General features: G+C 68.1%; 23 protein-coding genes. 17 read left to right on the top strand and 6 right to left on the bottom strand.

What is annotated here, in order from left to right:
• Positions 1-127 precede the first annotated feature (127 nt).
• From NGR01S_RS18855 to NGR01S_RS18845, 3 genes are all read right to left on the bottom strand, one after another.
• Positions 128-1,531, bottom strand: coding sequence for a TldD/PmbA family protein (locus NGR01S_RS18855; protein ID WP_063038620.1), 1,404 nt, complete (start codon positions 1,529-1,531; stop codon positions 128-130).
• Positions 1,528-3,033, bottom strand: a complete 1,506-nt coding sequence (locus NGR01S_RS18850; protein WP_174551721.1) for a TldD/PmbA family protein — start codon at positions 3,031-3,033, stop codon at positions 1,528-1,530. The genes NGR01S_RS18855 and NGR01S_RS18850 overlap by 4 nt, the downstream gene beginning before the upstream one ends.
• 61 nt (positions 3,034-3,094) lie before the next feature.
• Positions 3,095-3,892 (bottom strand): 2-keto-4-pentenoate hydratase, encoded by a 798-nt coding sequence (locus NGR01S_RS18845; RefSeq protein WP_063038616.1) that lies wholly within the window; start codon positions 3,890-3,892, stop codon positions 3,095-3,097.
• A 189-nt stretch (positions 3,893-4,081) separates the two neighbouring features.
• Here NGR01S_RS18845 and NGR01S_RS18840 point away from each other — a divergent pair, with 189 nt between their 5' ends.
• From NGR01S_RS18840 to NGR01S_RS18785, 12 genes are all read left to right on the top strand, one after another.
• Positions 4,082-5,050: an ABC transporter substrate-binding protein gene (locus NGR01S_RS18840; protein ID WP_063038614.1), complete on the top strand. Its 969-nt coding sequence runs from the start codon at positions 4,082-4,084 to the stop codon at positions 5,048-5,050.
• Positions 5,051-5,228: 178 nt separating this feature from the next.
• The gene (locus tag NGR01S_RS18835) at positions 5,229-5,996 is read left to right on the top strand and encodes an ABC transporter permease (protein WP_218020792.1); all 768 of its coding nucleotides are present in this window, start codon (positions 5,229-5,231) and stop codon (positions 5,994-5,996) included.
• Positions 5,993-6,781, top strand: coding sequence for an ABC transporter permease (locus NGR01S_RS18830; protein ID WP_084481389.1), 789 nt, complete (start codon positions 5,993-5,995; stop codon positions 6,779-6,781). Before NGR01S_RS18835 ends, NGR01S_RS18830 begins: the two co-directional genes overlap by 4 nt.
• Positions 6,778-7,620, top strand: a complete 843-nt coding sequence (locus NGR01S_RS18825; protein WP_245664668.1) for an ABC transporter ATP-binding protein — start codon at positions 6,778-6,780, stop codon at positions 7,618-7,620. The genes NGR01S_RS18830 and NGR01S_RS18825 overlap by 4 nt, the downstream gene beginning before the upstream one ends.
• Positions 7,621-7,624: 4 nt before the next feature.
• Positions 7,625-8,479, top strand: coding sequence for a creatininase family protein (locus NGR01S_RS18820; RefSeq protein WP_084481386.1), 855 nt, complete (start codon positions 7,625-7,627; stop codon positions 8,477-8,479).
• A 72-nt stretch (positions 8,480-8,551) separates the two neighbouring features.
• The gene (locus tag NGR01S_RS18815; RefSeq protein ID WP_063038951.1) at positions 8,552-9,397 is read left to right on the top strand and encodes a DODA-type extradiol aromatic ring-opening family dioxygenase; all 846 of its coding nucleotides are present in this window, start codon (positions 8,552-8,554) and stop codon (positions 9,395-9,397) included.
• 30 nt (positions 9,398-9,427) lie between these two features.
• On the top strand, positions 9,428-9,757 hold the full coding sequence (locus tag NGR01S_RS18810; protein WP_063038607.1) for an extradiol ring-cleavage dioxygenase: 330 nt from the start codon (positions 9,428-9,430) through the stop codon (positions 9,755-9,757).
• Positions 9,750-10,838, top strand: coding sequence for an amidohydrolase family protein (locus NGR01S_RS18805; protein WP_084481383.1), 1,089 nt, complete (start codon positions 9,750-9,752; stop codon positions 10,836-10,838). Before NGR01S_RS18810 ends, NGR01S_RS18805 begins: the two co-directional genes overlap by 8 nt.
• Complete coding sequence (locus NGR01S_RS18800) at positions 10,835-11,542, top strand: FadR/GntR family transcriptional regulator (RefSeq protein ID WP_063038605.1); 708 nt, start codon at positions 10,835-10,837, stop codon at positions 11,540-11,542. The genes NGR01S_RS18805 and NGR01S_RS18800 overlap by 4 nt, the downstream gene beginning before the upstream one ends.
• Positions 11,539-12,168, top strand: a complete 630-nt coding sequence (locus NGR01S_RS18795) for a cysteine hydrolase family protein (RefSeq protein ID WP_063038603.1) — start codon at positions 11,539-11,541, stop codon at positions 12,166-12,168. Before NGR01S_RS18800 ends, NGR01S_RS18795 begins: the two co-directional genes overlap by 4 nt.
• Entirely contained in the window at positions 12,150-12,341 is a 192-nt protein-coding gene (locus NGR01S_RS18790) for a tautomerase family protein (RefSeq protein ID WP_063038601.1), read from the top strand. The genes NGR01S_RS18795 and NGR01S_RS18790 overlap by 19 nt, the downstream gene beginning before the upstream one ends.
• 2 nt (positions 12,342-12,343) lie before the next feature.
• Complete coding sequence (locus NGR01S_RS18785) at positions 12,344-13,789, top strand: aldehyde dehydrogenase (RefSeq protein WP_063038599.1); 1,446 nt, start codon at positions 12,344-12,346, stop codon at positions 13,787-13,789.
• A gap of 125 nt (positions 13,790-13,914) precedes the next feature.
• On the opposite strand, the gene NGR01S_RS18780 is transcribed toward NGR01S_RS18785, so the two are convergent.
• A complete protein-coding gene (locus NGR01S_RS18780) occupies positions 13,915-14,682 on the bottom strand; it encodes a TSUP family transporter (RefSeq protein ID WP_063038597.1) in 768 nt (255 codons plus the stop codon).
• Positions 14,683-14,763: 81 nt separating this feature from the next.
• On the opposite strand from NGR01S_RS18780, the gene NGR01S_RS18775 reads away from it, so the two are divergent.
• The 3 genes from NGR01S_RS18775 to NGR01S_RS18765 all read left to right on the top strand — a co-directional run bounded on the left by NGR01S_RS18775 (position 14,764) and on the right by NGR01S_RS18765 (position 17,297).
• The gene (locus tag NGR01S_RS18775; protein ID WP_063038595.1) at positions 14,764-15,933 is read left to right on the top strand and encodes a sensor histidine kinase; all 1,170 of its coding nucleotides are present in this window, start codon (positions 14,764-14,766) and stop codon (positions 15,931-15,933) included.
• A gap of 27 nt (positions 15,934-15,960) precedes the next feature.
• The gene (locus NGR01S_RS18770; protein WP_063038949.1) at positions 15,961-16,620 is read left to right on the top strand and encodes a response regulator; all 660 of its coding nucleotides are present in this window, start codon (positions 15,961-15,963) and stop codon (positions 16,618-16,620) included.
• A 170-nt stretch (positions 16,621-16,790) separates the two neighbouring features.
• A complete protein-coding gene (locus tag NGR01S_RS18765; protein ID WP_063038593.1) occupies positions 16,791-17,297 on the top strand; it encodes an FxsA family protein in 507 nt (168 codons plus the stop codon).
• Here the strand turns inward: NGR01S_RS18765 and NGR01S_RS18760 are convergent.
• Positions 17,294-17,848: a PadR family transcriptional regulator gene (locus tag NGR01S_RS18760; protein ID WP_063038591.1), complete on the bottom strand. Its 555-nt coding sequence runs from the start codon at positions 17,846-17,848 to the stop codon at positions 17,294-17,296. The genes NGR01S_RS18765 and NGR01S_RS18760 overlap by 4 nt on opposite strands.
• A 104-nt stretch (positions 17,849-17,952) precedes the next feature.
• Between NGR01S_RS18760 and NGR01S_RS18755 the strand changes: the two genes are divergently transcribed.
• Complete coding sequence (locus NGR01S_RS18755) at positions 17,953-18,672, top strand: DUF8817 family protein (RefSeq protein ID WP_063038589.1); 720 nt, start codon at positions 17,953-17,955, stop codon at positions 18,670-18,672.
• 25 nt (positions 18,673-18,697) lie between these two features.
• Here NGR01S_RS18755 and NGR01S_RS18750 read toward each other — a convergent pair whose 3' ends face one another.
• Positions 18,698-19,099, bottom strand: coding sequence for a PPOX class F420-dependent oxidoreductase (locus tag NGR01S_RS18750; protein WP_063038587.1), 402 nt, complete (start codon positions 19,097-19,099; stop codon positions 18,698-18,700).
• Positions 19,100-19,220: 121 nt separating this feature from the next.
• On the opposite strand from NGR01S_RS18750, the gene NGR01S_RS18745 reads away from it, so the two are divergent.
• Positions 19,221-19,782: amidohydrolase family protein (locus tag NGR01S_RS18745; protein WP_157107329.1), on the top strand; the 562-nt coding region annotated here is incomplete at its 3' end.

Here is a 19,782-nt window from a genome sequence, read left to right as displayed (position 1 = left end):
GCGGACATCTTCCGTCGCGGACGCTTGCCGGCCCCGCGGTGCCGCTTGCCTGCCGACTCCTGCCTGCCCGGCGCCGAGCCGGGTCGCATCGGTGTGGGGTGAAGTCCCGGGACGACGCTTCGCGGGTTCAGGTCGCCCGGCTCACCGACGACATGTGGAAGTCCGGGATCCGCAGCGGCGGCATGGCCGTGCGGGTGAACCAGTCCTTCCATTCCCGCGGCAGCGTGAGTTCGGTGGCCCCGGCCTCGGTGACCCGGCGCAGCAGGTCCAGTGGGCTCTCGTTGAACCGGAAATTGTTCACCGCCGCGGTGACCTCTCCGTTCTCCACCAGGTACACACCGTCGCGGGTGAGCCCGGTGAGCAGCAGGGTGGCCGGGTCGACCTCGCGGATGTACCAGAGGGTGGTGAGCAGCAGACCGCGTTCGGTGCGGGCGATCATCTCGTCCAGCGTTGCCGCGGAACCGCCGGTGAGCAGCAGGTTCTGCACCGGGACGGTGGGCGAGACGGCGTAGTCGGCGGCGGTGGCACGCGGGTACACCAGATCGGCGATCGCGCCGTCGCGCAGCCAGTCCACCCGCGGCGCGGACAGGCCGTTGTCGAAGACCGAGACCGTCTCCGACGAGGCGGGGGTGGCTACGAAGGGCAGGCACTGCAGGCCGGGTGCCGCCGGATCGGAGAAGAGGGTGAGCGGAAGATCGGTGAGCTTCTCGCCGACCCGGGTACCGCCCGCGGCGGCGAACGCGGTGTGCCCTTCCTGCGCACCCCGGCCCTCCATGGACCAGTACATGTAGATGAGCAGATCAGCGACCGCCGAGGGTGGTAGCAGGGTTTCGTACCGTCCGGCGGGCAGTTCCACCCGCCGCGCCGACCAGTCCAGCCGCCGGGCCAGTTCCGCCAGCAGACCGGGGGTGTCCACATCGGTGAAATCGGCGGTGCCGGCGCCCACCCAGGCGCTGGCCAGTTCCGCCCCGTCGCCGCGCTTGCCGTTGATCTCGATCGACCCGGTGGGCTGGGTGTAGCGGCGCCGGACACCGGTGGAGGTGCCGAGCCAGGTGGTCTGCACCTGATGGTGCGCGAAACCGTAGAGCCGGTCGCCGCCGTCGAAACCGGTGGCCAGATCGGCGGCGAGCCCGGCGAACACATCGATCCCGGTGACGGCCGGCGCCTGCTCCCAATCCGGTGCCGCCGGAACCGCGTTCGTGTCCAGCAGCGGCATGGCGTCGCGGGCCGGTTCGGCGGATCGGGCGGCCTCCTCACTCGCCCGCACCACGGCCTCGATATCGGCGGGGTCGACACTGGTCGAGGCCACACTCCCCACGCGTGCCGAGCGCGGCCCGTCCCGGAACACCGAGATCACCGACCAGCGTCGCGAGACGGAGGCGCCGTTGGTGGTCATGGAGTTGCCGGCCCAGCGCAGCGAGGCCTCGTATTCGTCGCTCACGATCACGATCGCCTCATCGGCCCGGGACGCGCCGAGAGCCCGCTCGACCACCGCACCCGCGGGCAGTACACCCGCACCGGTCACCGTCATCGTCCTGCCTCCGTCCGGGTGTTGAGGACGTTCACGCCGCGTACCAGCACCGACGGGCAGCCGTGGCTGACCGCCGCGACCTGGCCGGGCTGCGCCTTACCGCAGTTGAACGCGCCGCCCAGCTGCCAGGTCGACGGTCCGCCGACCGCCTCCATCGAACCCCAGAAATCCGTGGTGGTCGCCTGATAGGCGACATCACGCAACTGGCCGGCCAGCTCACCGTTGCGGATCCGGAAGAACCGCTGCCCGGTGAACTGGAAGTTGTAGCGCTGCATATCGATCGACCAGCTCTTGTCGCCGACGATGTAGATGCCGTCGGACACCCGCGAGATCAGCTCCGCGGTACTGGTATCGGCTTCGGGATCGGGCTGTAGCGAGACATTGGCCATCCGCTGGATCGGTACGTGATGCGGCGAATCGGCGTAGGAACAGCCGTTGGAGCGGTCCAGGCCCAGTCGCGGCGCGAACACCCGGTCGAGCTGGTAGCCCACCAGCACGCCGTCGCGCACCAGGTCCCAGCGCTGACCGGCCACTCCGTCGTCGTCGTAGCCGACGGTGGCCAGCCCGTGCGGCTGGACCCGGTCGGCGGTGACATGCATGACCGGAGTGCCGTAGCGCAGCGTGCCCAGCAGATCCGGGGTCGCGAACGAGGTTCCGGCGTAGGCGGATTCGTAGCCGATCGCGCGGTCGTACTCGGTGGCGTGGCCGATGGATTCGTGGATGGTGAGCCACAGGTTGGTGGGGTCGATCACCAGATCGGTCGGGCCCGCGGTGACGGTCGGCGCCTTCACCTTCTCGGCCAGCCATTCCGGGATGCGGGCCAGTTCGGTATCCCAGTCCCAGACCCCGTCGGCGCCGGTGACGTACTCCCAGCCGCGACCGACCGGGGGCGCCAGAGTGCGCATGGTCTCGAACCCGCCGGAGGCGGTGTCCACGGTGATCGCCTCCAGTTGCGGGTGCAGACGCACCCGCTGCTGGGTGATCGAGGAGCCCGCGGTGTCGGCGTAGTAGGTCTGCTCCTTGACCTGGAGAAGTGAGGCGGTGACGTGGTCGACGCCGTCGGCGGCGGTCAGCCGGCCCGAATAGTCCTGGAGCAGCGCCACTTTGTCGGCCGAGGCCACGGTGAACGGATCGATCCGGTAGTCGGAGATCCAGCGGGCGTTGTCGTAGCGGGGTTCGGCGGCGAGTTCGACGCGTTCCCGGTTGAGGGCGCGCAAGGTGGTCGCCACGGCCACCGCGGACCGTGCGACCTCGGCCGCGGTCTCCCGGGTCAGCGCCGCGTGCGAGGCGAAACCCCAGGTGCCGTCGACGATGACGCGGACCGCGAACCCGAGTTCGACGGTATCGGTCAGTGCCTCCACCCGGCCATCGCGTAACCGCAGTGTCTGCGTACACAACCGGTGCACTCGCAGATCGGCGTGTTCGGCCCCGGCCGCGCGGGCCGCGGCCAGGGCCGATTCCGTCAGCGCCGCCAGCGGTAGGTCCGCGAACTCCGGATCGATGGTGTGCGCGGACGGTAGGCCGCCCGATTCGGTGGAGGTTGTCGCCGTCACCCTGCACAACTTAGTCGACGGTGCGGGCCTGTCCACGTGGTGCGATGTCGAGAGTCACGCTGCCCAGGCCGTGCACGTCCACCCTGATGTGGGTGCACGAGTCGATCGGTGCGGCCGCTGTCGCGCCGCCGGCGAGGACGACCGCGCCGGCGGGCAGGGCGTAACCGTAACGTCCGGCTATTGTCGACAGTTCGCGGAGCGCGTTCCACGGGTTGTCCAGGATTGCCGAGGTGGTCCCGGTCTCGGCCGGTTCACCGTCCAAGCTCAAGGTGACGGGTAGCTCGGCCACCTCGGTGGTGGAGTTCGCGGGTTGCCATGCGCCGACGACGAATCGGCATGCCGAGGTGTTGTCCGCGACCACGTCGGGGAGGCTGAACCGGAAGTTCCGGTACCGCGAATCGATGATTTCGAGGGCGGGGGCCACGGCGTCGACCGCGTCGATGATGTCGTCGTCCGGATCGTTCGGGCTCACGTCGCGGCCGAGACGGAACGCTATCTCCGGCTCCGCCCGCGGGTGGACGAGCCGTTCGAGGGAGAGGGTGCCGCCGGAGGGGATCTGCATATCGTCGACGAGCCAGCCGACTATCACCTCGTCGACACCCATCTGGGCCATCTTCGCGCGGCTGGTGAATCCGAGCTTCGGCCCCACATAGACCGCTCCATCCGCACGGCGGCGGTCGAGCAGTGCCCTTTGGACGGCGTAGGCGTCGCCGAGCGTGAGCTCGGCACCGAACTGGTCCACGGCGGTTCCGGTGCGCTGCGCGGTGGCGAGGATATCGGCTACGCCGGACAGGTCGAGTGCGGACATGGGACTCCTTGGGTCGGGTCGAGGGGTGGGGATGTGCCAGGTGAGGCGGCCGCGAGGTGAGTCCGTGTCGGCCGGGTTACCGGATTCGGAAGATTCGTAACACTGAATTTTCGCGAAAGCCATGTCGATCGTTATCAATTGTGATTGATTATAGTCGATACTGATCCGGGGGTACCAGCAAGGAGACCCATGCCGAACTTTCCGAAAAGCGTGCGGGCATTCGCCGTCGCGTTGAGCCTGCTGGCGGCGACCGCGTTGACAGGCTGCGGCGCCGGTGGATCCGGTGCCGAGGACAGCGGCGCCGTCAAGCTCGGAATCATCCCCATCATCGATGTCGCTCCCGTCAAATTGGGCGTCGCACGCGGTCTGTTCGCCGCCGAAGGACTCGACGTGACCACGCAGGACGCCCAGGGCGGCGCCGCGATCGTGCCCGGCGTGATGAGCGGCGACTTCGACTTCGGCTATTCCAACCTGGCCAGCCTGCTCGTGGCCCGCGAGCAGGGGCTTCCGCTCAAACTGGTCGCGATCGGCGCCCGCGCGTCGGACGACGTTCTCGACGACGGATCGGGCCAGCTGATGGTCTCGGACCCGTCGATCCGCACCGTGGCGGACCTGAAAGGAAAAACCGTCGGGATCAACACGCTGAAGGGCATCAGCGAGGTCGCGGTGCGTGCCGGCCTCGAGAAGGGCGGGCTCGCTCCCGGGGATGTCACGCTGGTCGAAATGCCCATCCCCAATATGGTCGCGGGCCTCGAATCGGGCCAGATCGCCGGAGCGATGGTGGGCGAGCCGTTCATCACGATCGCCGAGAAGGCGGGCGCGCGCCCGTTGCCGGTCGGCTACGCGGCCATGGGCGAGGGTATTCCGTTCGCCGGATGGTTCGCCTCCGAGAAGATGCTGGCCGAACGTCCGGACGTGGTCGAGCGGTTCACCACCGCACTGAAGAAATCCTTCGAGTACGCCGCCGCGCACCCCGACGAAGTACGTCAGTCGCTGAACACCTATCTGACGCTGGACGACGGTATCGCCGAGAGCGTCCGGCTACCGGTGTGGGGGCCGGCCGTCGATCGGGACGAAATCGACGGCTTGGCGACGCTCACGGCCGAGGCCGGCCTGATCGGCGACCCCCGCGTACTCGACGGCTTGATCGTCAAGTGATCCGGTTTCCGGTCGGCCGCGACATTCCGGCCTCGGTACCGGGTGAAGAAGCGAGGTAACAGTGCCACCCACAATTTCGGAATCGGTCACCGTGGACGAGTCTTCGAAGGCCGGCCGGGCGCGGGCCGCGGGAATGCCTGAGTCCCGTCCCGATCGTGCGCCCGAGCGAAGGCGGAAGGTGCCGGATGCGGCGTTCGGCATCGTCGGGGTCGTCGTCTTCGCCGCCCTGCTGGAGGTGTTGCCACGACTCGGCGTGCTGCCGCGGAAGTATTTCCCGCCACTGAGCGAAATGCTCACGGCGCTCGCCGGGCAACTCGGCGCGGCGTCCTTCTGGGCGGCCCTGCTGGACACCGTGCGCGGCTGGGGAATCGGGCTGGGGCTCGCCCTGATCGCGGGCACCGCGGTCGGATTCGCCATCGCGAGTTCGGCGAAGACGATCGCGATCACGGCGTCGACCATCGAATTCCTGCGCCCGATACCGTCGGTCGCCCTGATTCCGCTGGCAGTGCTGTTGTTCGGCACGGATATTCGCAGCACACTGCTCTTGGTCGGCTACGCGTCGTTCTGGCCGGTCCTCGTGCAGGTACTCCACGGTGTACAGGACATCGATCCCGTTGCCGCGAACACGGCCGAATCGTACGGGTTCTCGCGCTGGGCCGTGTTCCGGCACCTGGTCTGGCCGACGACATTGCCGTACCTGATCACGGGCGCGCGCCTGTCGGCCTCGGTCGCCCTGATCCTCACCATTTCGGCCGAATTGATCATCGGGAGCCCGGGACTGGGAAGCGAGATCGCGCGAGCCCAGGCGAGCAACGCGATCGCCGATGTCTACGCGATGGTGATCGTCTCGGGTCTGCTCGGAATGGCGGTCAATGTACTCATTCGATCGATCGAACGGCGGGTGCTCGGGTGGCATATGTCGATACGGAAGGACGAGGTTTCGTGAAACTCGTCGCGGTGGCGAAGAAGGTCCTCTATATCGTTGGACTGCCGGTCGTTCTGATCGCGCTGTGGTGGATCGGTACAGCGAATTCGGGTAGTTACTATTTCCCCTCGCTCGTCAAGATCGCGCAGGCGTTCGGTGATTCCTGGTTGACCACCGAGCGGTTGACGAAGGACGTCGTGCCGAGCATGTTGCGTCTGGCCGCCGGCTACGCCATCTGTGTGGTGTCGGGAGTCGGGCTCGGGGTGTTCCTCGGGTTGCACCGCCGCGCCCGCGCGACGGTGGAACCGGTACTCGAATTCTTTCGCGCGATCCCGCCGCCGGTATTGATCCCGGTCTTGATCATCGTCGCGGGAATCGGTGACGGAATGAAGATTCTGGTCATCGTGCTGGGCGCGGTGTGGCCGGTGTTGCTCAATACCGTCGAGGGTGTGCGTGCGGTGGACGATGTTTTGTCGGATACGTCGCGGTCGTACGGTATCGGCGGGAGCGCGCGAATCCGTCACCTCGTGCTCCCGGCGGCGAGCCCGCAGATCGTGGCCGGAATGCGTCAGGCTCTGTCGATTTCGATCATCCTCATGGTGATCAGCGAAATGTTCGCCAGCTCGAGCGGTCTGGGTTTCACCGTCGTTCAATTCCAGCGCGGGTTCGCCATCCCACAGATGTGGAGCGGAATCATCGTGCTGGGTCTGCTCGGCTTCGCTCTGTCGCTCGCGTTCGGCGTCTTCGAACGTCGTGCCCTCGGCTGGTATCACGGCCTGCGCCGTGCGCAACTAGGAGAGAAATGACCACAACCCGAACCCGCCCCACCGAGGCGACGATCGATGCCGCGCCGGCCATGCTCGACGTCCGCGGGGTCCAGAAGGTCTACTCCGGTCACGGCCGGCACGTGGAAGCGGTCCGTGACCTGACCTTCCGGATCGGCCGGGGCGAATTGGCCTGCATCGTCGGCCCCTCGGGAGCCGGCAAGACGACCCTGCTCAAATGCATCGCCGGCCTGCTGTCACCCACGTCCGGTGCGGTGTACCTGGGCGACCGCCCGGTCGTCGGTCCGCCTCGCGATATGGCGATCGTGTTCCAGGAATACGGCAGAAGCCTGTTTCCCTGGATGACCGTCGAGCAGAATGTCTCGCTGCCGCTCCGGCAGAAGAAGGTGCCGAAGGCCCGTAGATCCGAACTGGTCGAACAGGCTCTGGCCGCGGTCGGTCTGAAAGATGTGCCACAGGCGTACCCGTGGCAGCTGTCCGGTGGTATGCAGCAGCGTGTCGCCATCGCGCGGGCCGTGGCCTACCAGCCTTCGGTGCTGCTCATGGACGAACCGTTCGCGGCCGTCGACGCCCAGACGAGGTCCGAGCTCGAGGATCTGACCCGCTCGCTCTGGGAGCAGCTGGGCATGACCGTGCTGTTCGTGACCCACGACATCGACGAGGCGGTCTACATCGGGCAGCGGGTCCTGGTGTTGTCGGCGTCGCCGACCGTGGTGCTGGACGACATCACGATCGATCTGTCCGACGAGCGCGATCAGTTGCGTACCCGCGCACTGCCCCGCTTCGCGGAGTTGCGCGCACTGGTCTATCAGCGGATCCAGGACGCCAAGACATTCCACGACACCCGGGCCGGAGGCTGAGCCGATGGATATCTTCAGCGGTTCGATGGCCGAGATGACCTGGTACGAGATCGATGCCGCGGCCGCCGCGGGGGCGGTGCTGCTCTGGCCCATCGGCGTGATCGAACAACACGGACCGCACCTACCGGCGGGGACCGATGTGTACGTGCCGACCGATCGGGCACACAAGGTCAGGGCCGTGCTGGCCGAACACGGTGTCGACGCCCTCGTCGTCCCGCCCTATTACTGGGGGGTGAACGTGGTGTCCGGATCGTTCCCCGGCTCCTACAGTATTCGGCCCGGTCTGATGCGCGAGGTACTCGCCGATCTGTTCGTGAGCATGTCCGGCGACGGCTTCGGTCATATCTTCTGCTTCTCCGGCCATGGCGACGCCCTGCACAACAGGACGATCTACGAGGCAGTGGAGACGGGTACGAAACGAGCGCCGGCGGATATCAGCTTCGTCGTCGACACGGCCCTCGCGCGGCGGCTCGAACTGTCTCCGGATGATCCCCTGCTGACCGTTCACGAAGACCCGGCCGTCGCACCCCCGGTGACGGCGCCGCCCGTGCGAAGCGGACCGGACGGCCGCGAGTTCGTCGACGTGCACGCCGGCCGGTGGGAGACCGCGATGATGATGGATTCCTGCCCTGGCCTGGTACGTGAGGACGTGCGGAAAGAACTACGGGCCACCGACTACGGGGCCGAGGAGCTCGCCGTCTGGCGGCGCGGCTACGACGACGCCCGCCGGACCACGCCCCTGGGGTATCTCGGGGACCCGGCGGGCGCGACCGCGGGCGAAGGACGGGATACCCAGGCGGCCACGGCCGAAGCCGCCGCCGCCGCGATCCGCCGCCGCTTGGCCGCGCGGCAATCGTGACCGGAGCTCGGCCTTCTCGAACCGGGTGTCCCGCATGCGGGACACCCCTGTGCAAACGAACTCGGAGGAATGATGGCTAGGATCAGTTTGGCGGTGGCGGCAAGTCACGCGCCGGGCCTGACGGGGTGGTTCGACAAGGCACCCGCGGCCGATCGGGAGACGGTACGACGGGCGTACGACGTCATCCACGACGAGATCGCCGCCGCGGATCTGGACGCACTGCTGATCATCGGGAACGATCACGTGGCCAATACCCGGGTGGGTGACCCATGGGACTTCTCCTTCGGGTTGACCGATCGGCACTCCGGTCCGGACGAGTGGTTCAAGCCGTGGCTGCGGGTAGCGGACTACGACCTGCGCGGAGCGCCGGACATCGCGAGAACCCTGTTCGAGTCGGTGCGTGACAGCGGCCCCCGGGTGCGCGGGGTCCGCGATCGGCTCAGGTTCGACGACAATGTCTCCGTCCCGGTGACCATGGCCGGATTGGCCGCCCTGGACGTACCCGTCATCCCCATCCTGCAGAACTGTACGGTTCCTCCGGTGCCGGACGAGCGGGTCTGCTACGACTTCGGGAAGGCCCTGGGGCGTGCCATCACCGAGGACCTCCCGGCCGACGCCCGGATCGGCCTGTTCGGCTCCGGCGGGCTCAGCCATGAGCCCGGCGGCCCTCGGTACCTGGAGATCGACGAGAAATTCGACCGCTGGTACATGGATCTGCTGACCGCGGGGGACCACGAGCGCATCCGCACCGAGGCGACATTCCAGCGGATGGAGGCGGCCGGTTCGGGCGGCACCGCCGAATTACTCTCCTGGACAGTCGTTCTGGGTGCGATCGGGCCTCGTCCGTGCACCGATCTGGGTTACGTCGCAGTGGAACAGTGGCGGTGCGGCGTCGGCGCGGTGCGCTGGACCGTCTGAGCTCTGTTTCGAATGGAAGGATCTGAAACCATGGCATTGGATCGGTTCGATCCCCTGTTGAAAACCAACGATCTCGTGCAAGACCTCAAGTGGGACGAGGAGTTCCGGGCTCGCTTCGAGTCCGACGAGGACGCGGTCATCGACGAATATCCGCTGACCGAGGCGGAGCGGCGGGCCATCAGGGAGCGCGACTTCCGCGGACTGCACGAGCTGGGGCTGCACCCGTACCTTCTCTCTCAGCTGGCTCGCCTGATCTACGGCACCGGCGAGAAGGCCGGTACATCGGGTGCGGCCACGGCATTGATCCGTTCGCTGCTGGGCGACGACTACGACGCATACATGGCCGAGCGACGTGACTAGAGAGATACCGTCGTCCCGCCAGAGGTCCTCCCCGGTCATCGATATACACAGTCACGCAATGCCTTTGCCGCTGCTCGTCGCGCTCGAACGACGCGGGCTGGCCGACCTGTCCGGTATGGACGCGGGTTCGATCTCGATCGATCCGGCGATCTGCGGGCTGAACCGGGGTGCGGCGATCCCCTTCCCGGCCGAGCAGTACGACATCGAGAAGCGTCTCCGTTCGATGGATGCGGCGGGTGTGTCGATGCATGCGGTATCGGCGCCGCCCTTCCTGTTCGCGTCGGAGTCCACCGACGATGCGCTCACCTCGGCAGTGGTCCGGCAATCCAACGACGCGCTGGCGGAGTTCGTCGCGCAGGCGCCGGACAGATTGGTGGGAATGGCCACCCTTCCGGTCGGTCTGCCCGAAGCGAGTGCGGAACTGCGCCGGTGTATCGACGAACTCGGGTTCGCCGGGGCGACAATCGGGACTTACGGTGGCGGGGCGGAATTGGACGCGCCGGTCAACGATGCGCTGTGGGACGAGCTCTCGAGCCGGCAGACCCTGGTTCTGGTGCACCCCAGCCGGGTCTCGGGCCGGACGCGTCTCGCCGATTACCATCTGGTCCAGCTTTTCGGCTACCCGGTGGAGACCGGCCTCGCGATCTCCCGCCTGGTGTTCGGTGGTGTGCTCGACCGGTACGATCTCCGGCTGTGTCTCGCGCACGGCGGCGGCTGCCTGCCCGGTATCACCCCCCGGCTGGACCTGGGTTATGAACGGAAATCGTCTGCCCGGATGATGCTGCGGCCACCCTCGGACTATCTGCGCACGTTGCTGTACGACACAGCCGTATTCGACGACGAGGCCCTCGCCCGCCTGATCGACAACGTCGGCGTGCGCAACGTCCTGATGGGCAGCGATTTCCCCTTCGATCTCGCGGACCGGTCGCCGCTGCAATCGGTCCGGGCACTCGACCTGACGCACGAGGAGGAGCACATGATCCTGGGTGGGAATGCCCTCCGATTCCTGTCGAGACCGACCTGTCGACCGGATCGGCTCGAGGAGATACCACAACTACGGCAGAGCAGAGGGACACCATGAGCAAACGCGAACTCGATACCCAGTCCTCGTTCTCGCTGGCCGATGAGGTGGCGCGCGATATCGAGCAGATGATCCGGGACGAAGGCCTCGGCAACGGCCATCGTCTCGGTACCAAGGAGAGCCTGCGCGAGCGGTACGACGTGGCAGTCGCCACATTCAACGAGGCGATCAGGCTGTTGAGCGCTCGGAAGATGATCACGATCCGGCCCGGTGTCCGCGGCGGGATCTTCGTGGCCTCACCGCCGCCACTGGTTCGCCTGGGGCAGAAGATGCTGGAGCTGAGTGGCGATTCGGTATCGGTGGCCGACTGTCTCATCATGCGTGAGGCGCTCGAACCACTCATCACCCAGGACGCGACCCGTTTCCGGAACACCGTCGATGTCGAGGAACTGCGTGCCCTGGGCGAGGTGATGTTCGCCCCCGACCTCGGTGTGGAGGCCTATCTGCGTGCCAACTGGGCGTTGCACAAACGTATTGCCGAGATCACCACGAACGAGATCCTCAAGCACACGTATCTGTCTTTGCTCGAGTTCGTCGAGAGCCGATTGGCGGGAGTCGTCGCCTCGGGTTCTCCGGTGGACACCGGCGTCGGGGCACGGGTACACCGGGAATTGGTCGAGGCCATCGCGAGCGGCGATTCCGGACGTGCGACCACCGCACTCGAAGCGCATGCGGCGCTCACGGCCGACCCGGATCGCGCATGACCGCCGCGGCGCCGAGCTCCGAGTACGGGATCGGGGCGGTGGTCGTCATCGATATGCAGAACGACTACTGCCATCCGGACGGGGTCTTCGCGCAGGCCGGCCTGGTCGTTCGCGATCTGCCCGCACTGGTCGACCGCATCAACACCCTGGTGAGTGCCGCCCGGGCGGCGCAGGTGCCGGTCATCTGGGTGCGGATGGAGTGGGCCGACGATTCCGAGCTCGGAATACTCGCGCAGCGCAGTCCTTTTCTCGCCGCCGCAGGCCTTCGGACCGGCACCTGGGGCAGCGAGCTGGTGGCCGGACTCGATGTCCGGTCCGAGGACCCCGTCGTCGTCAAACAGCGCTTCAGTGCCTTCTACCGAACCTCGCTGGTCGAGACGCTGGCCGGGGTCACCGGGATGGCGGTGGCGGGTGTGCGCACCGACTTCTGCGTCGAATCCACCGTCCGGGACGCGTTCTTCCGCGATCTCGAGGTGGTGGTGGCCCGCGATGCCGTCGCCGGGTACTTCCCCGACCTGCACGAGAACAGTCTGCGTGTTATGGGCACCGTGTTCGCCCGTATCGAATCCGTCGATGCCCTGGTGACACGTTTCGAGGCGGTGCGCGGATGCCCTTCGTCGAAGTAACGCTCGTGGAAGGACGCAGTCCGGAGGTCCTACGTGACCTGATCTCCAGACTCACCCATGCCACCGCCGAATCCACCGGGGCACCGCTGCCCAGTATTCGCGTCGTCGTCCGGGAGGTTCCCGGTTCCCACTGGGCGGCCGGCGACGTCACCATTGAGGAACGAGACAGATAGCCATGGAACTGATCACCCACTTCATCGATGGAAAAGAAGTCGAGTCGAAGGACAACGGCCGCTTCGACAATATCGACCCGTGGACTCGCGAGGTGCGCACCGAGGTCGCGCTGGGCGGACCCGCGGAAGCCGATCTCGCCGTCGCGGCGGCCCGCGAAGCCTTCGACTCGGGCCCGTGGCCGCGGATGGGTTTCGCCGAGCGGGGGCAGATTCTGCACCGGCTGGCCGATCTCATCGATGCGAACACACACGAGCTGGCGATGGCCGACACCATGGATATGGGCAAACCCATCGCCGACAGCTCGTCCAAGGACGTTCCGCGCTCGGCGCTGAACTTCCGGTTCTTCGCCGACCACGCGCGCATGTCGTCGGCCGAGACGCTGCCGATGGACTCCGGCCACCACGCGTACACGAGATTCGAATCGGCCGGTGTGGTCGCGGCCATCGCGCCGTGGAACTTCCCGCTGATGCTCGAAACATGGAAGATCGCACCGGCCTTGGCCTGGGGAAACACCGTCGTGCTCAAACCCGCCGAGGACACGCCGCACTCGGCGACGATTCTGGCCCGGCTCGCACACGAGGCCGGTATGCCCCCGGGCGTGCTCAATGTCGTGCACGGGTTCGGGCCGGATTCGGTGGGTGAGGCGCTCACCACGGACGCCCGGGTGGACCGCATCACCTTCACCGGTGAATCGAACACCGGCCGCGCCATCGCCCGGGCGGCGGCCGGCAACCTGACACCGGTGAGCCTCGAGCTGGGCGGTAAGGGCGCCAATATCGTATTCGCCGACGCGGATCTCGAATCCGCTGTGCAGTGGTCGATCAAGGCCATCTTCAGCAATGCGGGACAGGTCTGCCTCGCCGGTAGTCGCCTGTTCGTCGAACGCGGTATCTACGACGCCTTCCTGCGCCGCTTCTGCGAGGTGGCCGACGCGTTGGTCCTGGGTGATCCCAAAGATCCGGCGACACAGCTCGGCCCGCTGGCCTCCGCGGAGCACTACACCAAGGTGCGCTCTTTCCTGGAGGGCGTCGCTGCCGACGGCGGCACCACGGTGATGGGCGGAATGGGGGAGGGGTGGACGGTCCGTCCGACCGTTGTCACCGACGCTCCCGCCGACGCCCGGGTCTGCCGGGAGGAGATCTTCGGCCCGGTTGTTGTCATGACTCCGTTCGATTCCGAAGCCGAAGCCATCGGCCGGGCCAACGACACCCCGTTCGGGCTGAACGCGATGGTGTTCACCGAGAACCTGTCCCGGGCGCACCGGGTCTCCGCGCTGCTGCGTGCGGGAACCGTATGGGTCAACTGCTTCTTCGTCCGAGACCTCAGGGCCCCGTTCGGCGGGGTCGGCGACTCGGGGGTGGGCCGCGAGGGCGGCAACTTCAGCCGTGAGTTCTTCACCGAACCCAAGGCGGTCGTGATGGATATCCGGAGCGAGGCACGCCCGTAACGATGCGAGGACCGGGGCAGGCCCCGGATCGTGTCGTGGGGCACAGCGGTCCGCGGGGCGGGGCCGGTTGCGGTGGGGAACTCCGGCGCAACCGGCCCCGGACGAGCGGCCCGCGGTGCGCGTCTTCAGCCGAACTGCTGCCAGCCCAGCCGGATCACCATGGCGACCACGACCACCAGCAGCACCGCGCGGACGAACTCCGCGCCGCGGTCCAGTGCCATCCGCGAACCCAGCACCGCGCCCGCGATATTGGCCAGCGCCATCGCCGCGCCCAGCGCCCACAGCACGTGCCCGGTGGCGCCGAAGTAGATCAGCGCCCCGATATTCGAGCCGCAGTTGATCACTTTCGCCATCGCCGCCGCCCGGACGAACTCGGTGCCGAGCAGGGTGGCGAAAGTAATGATCAGGAACGTTCCCGTGCCGGGGCCGAGCAGTCCGTCGTAGGCGCCGATCAGACCCGCGGCCAGCGCCACCACCAGCACGATCTTGCGCCGCGACGGGGGGTGGGCAGCCAGCGTGATCCCGATCGTGGGACGGGCCGTGACGAAGATCGCCACCCCGATCAGCACCACCAGCACGGTCGGGATGAACAGGTCTCGGTCGATGAGCGCCACCGCCGCCGCGCCCGCCGCCGCGGTGATCGCCGACAGTGCGGCGGCTGGTATCAGCAGCCGCCACTGGAGCGGAACCTTCCGGGCGAAGGTAGCCGCCGCCGTGGCCGTACCCGCGACCGCCGCCAGCTTGTTGGTACCCAGTGCCGTCTGCGGCGCGAGGCCGGGGGCCACCAGCAGCAGGGTCGGCAGCACGATCAGGCCGCCACCGCCCACCACGGCGTCCACCCAGCCTGCGGCGGCCGCGGCCGGAAGCAGCATCAGCCAGTCGGTCACATCCACCCGCCAAGCGAACCAGACGGTCCGCGGGTGGAGATCACCCGCTCACGGAGCCGGCCGGAGCCGTACTCCTAGGCTGGGCGGGTGCGCCGGTTCATTCTGTGGCTTCGAGACAACCCCGTCGTCGCGGACTCCGCGCTCGCGGCGGCGCTGCTGGTGTTCGACCTCACCATGGCCCGCGACAGCACCCACCTCGCCGCCTTCCTGGTGTTCTCGGTGCTCATCCCGCTCCCGATCGTGCTGCGCCGCATCTATCCGCGGGCCATGGCGGTCACCTTCATGGCACTGTCGATCTGCGCCAGCACCATCGGCTACCTCGTCGGCGACCCCACCGGGCACGCGGCGCTGATCGGCCACGGGGTCATGCTGTACACGTTGGTCGCCTATGTCGGCCGGCGCGCCGGACTCTGGTACGTGCTGGCGCTGGTCGCCGATACCGCGTACGGGATGGCGCTGCTGAGCGGATTCCGGGCCGGGGACCTCGCGTTCGTCTCGGTGTTCTTCGCCCTGTGCTGGGCGCTGGGCGAGTTCACCGGTGCCCGCCGCGCCTACGACGCGGAGGTGGCGGCCCGGCTGGCCGTCGCCGACTCCGACCGGGAACGCCGTGCGCACGACGCGGTCTCGGCCGAGCGCACCCGGATCGCCCGGGAACTGCACGATGTGGTCGCGCACGCGGTGAGCGTGATGATCGTCCAGGCCGACGGCGCGCGGTTCGCCCTGCGCACCGACCCCGGCACCACCGAACAGGCGCTGGTCACCATTGCCGGGACCGGCCGCGAGGCATTGCGCGAACTCCGCCGCACCGTCGCGCTGCTGCGCACCGAACACGCCCCCGACGAAGTCCCCCAGCACGGGACGGCGGGGCTCGCCGCGGTGGTGCAGCTGATGCGGGACGCGGGCCTGGCGGTCGAACTGGAACTTGCCGGCGAACTGGACGGCGTCGCGCCCGAGATCAGTCTGGGCACCCACCGCATCGTGCAGGAAGCGCTGACCAACACCCTCCGCCACGCCGGCGCCCACCCGAAGGCGTGGGTGCGGGTGCGGCGGCACGCCGACCATATCGAGGTGGAGGTCGTCGACTCCGGTGGCGTCCCGGTACGGCCCGAGGACCGGATCGAGGGCAGCGGCCTGGGCCTGGCCGGAATGCGCGAACGGATGGCGGTGCTCGGCGGCAGTCTCGAGGCCGGGCGACGGCCCGATGGCGCCTGGCGGGTATACGCGCGGATTCCGCTGTCCGCACCGGATCGGGAATAGGTACCGGCCGCCACTACATTGGAATCCGTGCCGATCACCGTGCTCGTTGTGGACGACCAGGAACTCATGCGCGTAGGACTCAAAATGGTGCTCGGCGCACACCCCGATATCGAGGTGGTCGGCGAAGCCGACAACGGCGCCACGGCGGTCGCCCGGGCCGCCGAGCTCACCCCCGATGTGGTGCTCATGGACGTCCGGATGCCGGTCGTGGACGGAGTGACCGCCACCGGTCGCATCCTGGAGGCCGACCACGGCGCCCGCGTCCTGGTGATGACGACCTTCGACCTCGACGAACACGCTCTGGGCGCGCTGCGTGCCGGCGCGAGCGGGTTCCTGCTCAAGGACACCCCGCCCGAGGACCTGATCTCGGCCATCCGCAGCGTCGCGGCCGGGGACGCGGTGGTGTCGCCGAAGGTCACCAAACGCCTCCTCGACCGGTTGATCGCCGAAGAACCCACGCCCTCGCGCGACCCCGCCATCCTCGAGGTGCTCACCGCCCGCGAGCGCGAAGTGCTCGAACAGATCGCTGCCGGACGGTCCAACGCCGAGATCGCCGGCCAGCTGTTCCTGTCCGAAGCCACGGTGAAGACCCACGTCGGCCGGGTACTGACCAAACTGGGCCTGCGGGACCGGGTGCAGGCGGTGGTGCTGGCCTACGAGACCGGCGTGGTACGTCCGGGCGGCTGAGCATCGGGATCCGGGCGGGCGGCCCGGAACGCGGAACCGGCGCTGCGGCCGGCCGGGATCCGGAAGCGGAGTCCGGGCTTCCCGGCATCGGAAGCCGGGCAATCGAGGGTTTCGGGAGAAAATCGGACATCTCGTTCGTTGTCCGGGTAGTCCGACCGAAAGGTTCGCCCATGCCCGTCCTCGGTTTCCTCGTCTACCTCGTCGTCGAGATCGCAGTCTTCGCCGCCGCCGTCGCCTGGCTCGGCGCCGTTCCCGCCATCCTGTTGCTCATCGCCAGTTCCGCCGCGGGCATGTTGCTGCTCGGCTCGCAGTGGCGTCGGGTGGGAGAACAGTTCCGCCGCGCCTCGCGTGGTGAGATCACCCCGGGAGCCGCGGTCGCCGACGGCGCGCTGGTGGGGGCGGGCAGCCTGCTGATGTTCGTTCCCGGCCCGGTCACCTCGGTGGTGGGCCTGCTGATACTCATCCCGCCGACCCGCGCGCTGTTCCGCCCGGTACTGGCGGCCCTGGCCGCGCGCCGCGTCGCCAAGATCGCCGCGGCCGCACCGTACCGGTCCACGGTGATCGATGCCGATGTCGTGGACGGTGTCGTGGTGAGCGAGTGGTACACCGACGAGCGACCGCACTCGAGCACTATCGTGGAAAAGCGGCTCCCGCCCGCGGAGCCGCGCGGGATCTAGGAATCGTCGGCCATGCGGTACTCGCCCCGCTCCAGCCGATCCAGTACACCGGCGGTCCAGCCGGTGAGATTGTCGAAGACCCCGCTCCACAATTCGAGCAGATCGGTGGCGTGCGGGGGCTCGTAGCGACCCGGATAGTCACCGACCATGGTCAGCAGCTCATCGCGGATCGCGCGGCTGCGCTCCCGCTGTTCGCGTAGTTTCGCGATCACATGGGCGCGCGGCAGGGCGTCCATGAAGGCGATACCGGCACCGAGTTCCTCCATGTCCACGCTGGTCAGCGCCTCGTTCATGCGCTCCAGGAATTCCGCCTCGCCGGCGGGGGTGAGTTCGAACAGGGTACGGCCCGGTCCCCGGCCGCCGTCCTCGGTGCCGAGGGTGCGGAGCTTTCCCTCCTGGGTGAGCTGTTTCACGGCGTGGTAGATGGAGCCGGGCTGCACATTGGTCCAGGTATCGGCGCGCCAGGACAGCAGTTCGCGGCGCACCGCGTAACCGTGGGTCGGCTGCTGCCGCCGTGCCACTCCGAGAACCAGCAACCGTACCGCCGCCATCGGCGCTCCTTCCGTCACCCGAACAGTACGGTACTCAAATTTGACTTCCGAATGCCGAGTGACCTAACTTCAGGTAGTCAAAATTGACTATTGGGAGGGTTCTCATGGGAGATACCGCGGTACCGGTGCTGCCCACACACGATCTGGCCCGCACGCTCGACTTCTACCGGGCGCTCGGTTACACGGTCACCTACGAACAGACCAAGCCGTACGTCTACGGCGCGATCTCGGCGCACGACTGCGACCTCCACTTCACCTCCGCTCCCGCGGGGCACGCAGGTAAGGAGGAGGCGGGTTGTCTGGTCATGGTCGACGATGTCGCGGACCGGCATCGCCACTTCAGTACCGCGCTACGCGAACGGTTCGGCCGGATCCCCGCGCAGGGTCCCGGGCGGATCACGCGCTTCCGTGCCGGGCAGACCAGGTTCACTCTCATCGACCCGGACGGCAACCGAGTGATCTATATCGCCAGAACGGAGCCCACGGAAATCGAGTACGGCGGATCGGCGAAACTGACCGGCCTTGCCCGAGTGCTCGACAATGCGCGGATCCTGCGCGATTCCAAGAACGACGACAAGGCCGCCGAACGAACACTCGAATCGGGGCTGCGCCGCCACGGCGGGGCGGCCGGTGTGCTGGACCGCGCACGTGCCTTGGCGGCACTGGCCGAACTCGCCGTCGCGCGCGGAAACCCGGACAAGGCCGCCGAGCGCCGGGCCGACCTATCGGCACTGGGGTTGACCGACACCGAGCGGGCGGAACTCGCCGCCGAGCTCGGCGCGGCAGACGACCTCGAGGAATGGTTACGGCCCCACGTCGATTGACCCGACAGGCCGGGACGACGGTCGGCTATTCCGGGACGGCGGGCTCGGACCGTGGGGTGAGTTCGATGCCGACGGTGCCGGACTTGCCGCGCCGCAGGACGCTGCCGAATACCACCAGTGGGCCGGTGAGCCGGTACTTGCGGCAAATCAGGCGGCGGACCCGCGTGCTGCCGTCGGCATCGAGGACCCGGCCGGTGCCGTGGACCACCTCACCGCGCGGTGTGCCCTTGTAATCGCACGATTGCAGCGTGACCTCCGGGTTGCGCCGCAGCCTTTTAACTTTCCAGCTGTCGGTGACGGTCCAGACGAAGAGCTTGTCGTCCTCGGCTACCGCCCACAGCGGTGTGGACACCGGGGTGCCGTCCTTGCGGAAGGTGGTGAGCAGAACGTAGTCGGCGGTACCGACCGCACCGAGCGTGTTGGTCATGGAGGCAGCGTAATTCGCCGCGGGCGGGCGCGGGATCCGGCGCCGCCGCGGGGCTGCTCCGCCCGCTCGCGCGCGGACCGGCCCGCGCGAGCCGGGCAGCGGTGCGGCAGACTGGACTCCCGTGAGTACGCAGCTGCTGGTCGGAGGCCGGATCTACAGTTCGAGTGCGCCCGATGCCACCGCCCTGGCGGTGACCGACGGCGTCGTCGTATGGCTCGGCGCCGATCATGTCGGACGTGCCCTGCATCCGGACGCCGAGATCGTCGAGCTCGATGGCGCCTTCGTGACACCCGCCTTCGTGGAACCCCATCTGCACACCACCGCGCTCGGCCTGCGGCTCGCGGGCCTCGACCTCGCCGCGGCCCGTTCGCTCACCCACTGCCTGGAACTGGTCGCCGACTACGCCGCCCGTCACCCCGACGCCGCGATCCTCGCCGACGGCTGGGACGAGACCCGCTGGCCGGAGGGCCGGCCGCCGACGGTGGCCGAAGTGGACGCCGCCGCCCGGCCCGGCCAGGTGGTGTATCTGGCGCGAGTGGACGCGCATTCCGCGGTGGCCTCCTCGGCACTGTTGGACGCGGTGCCGGGACTGCGTTCCGCGGCCGGGTTCACTCCGGGGGAGCCGGTGCGGGCGGCGGCGCATCATCTCGTACGGGCCGCGGCCCGGGCCCGGCTCACCCGGG

The organism is Nocardia grenadensis NBRC 108939 (assembly GCF_001613445.1).
GTDB lineage: Bacteria > Actinomycetota > Actinomycetes > Mycobacteriales > Mycobacteriaceae > Nocardia > Nocardia grenadensis.
Note: the sequence above shows the minus strand (reverse complement) of the source record. Positions and strands in the feature narration are given on the sequence as shown.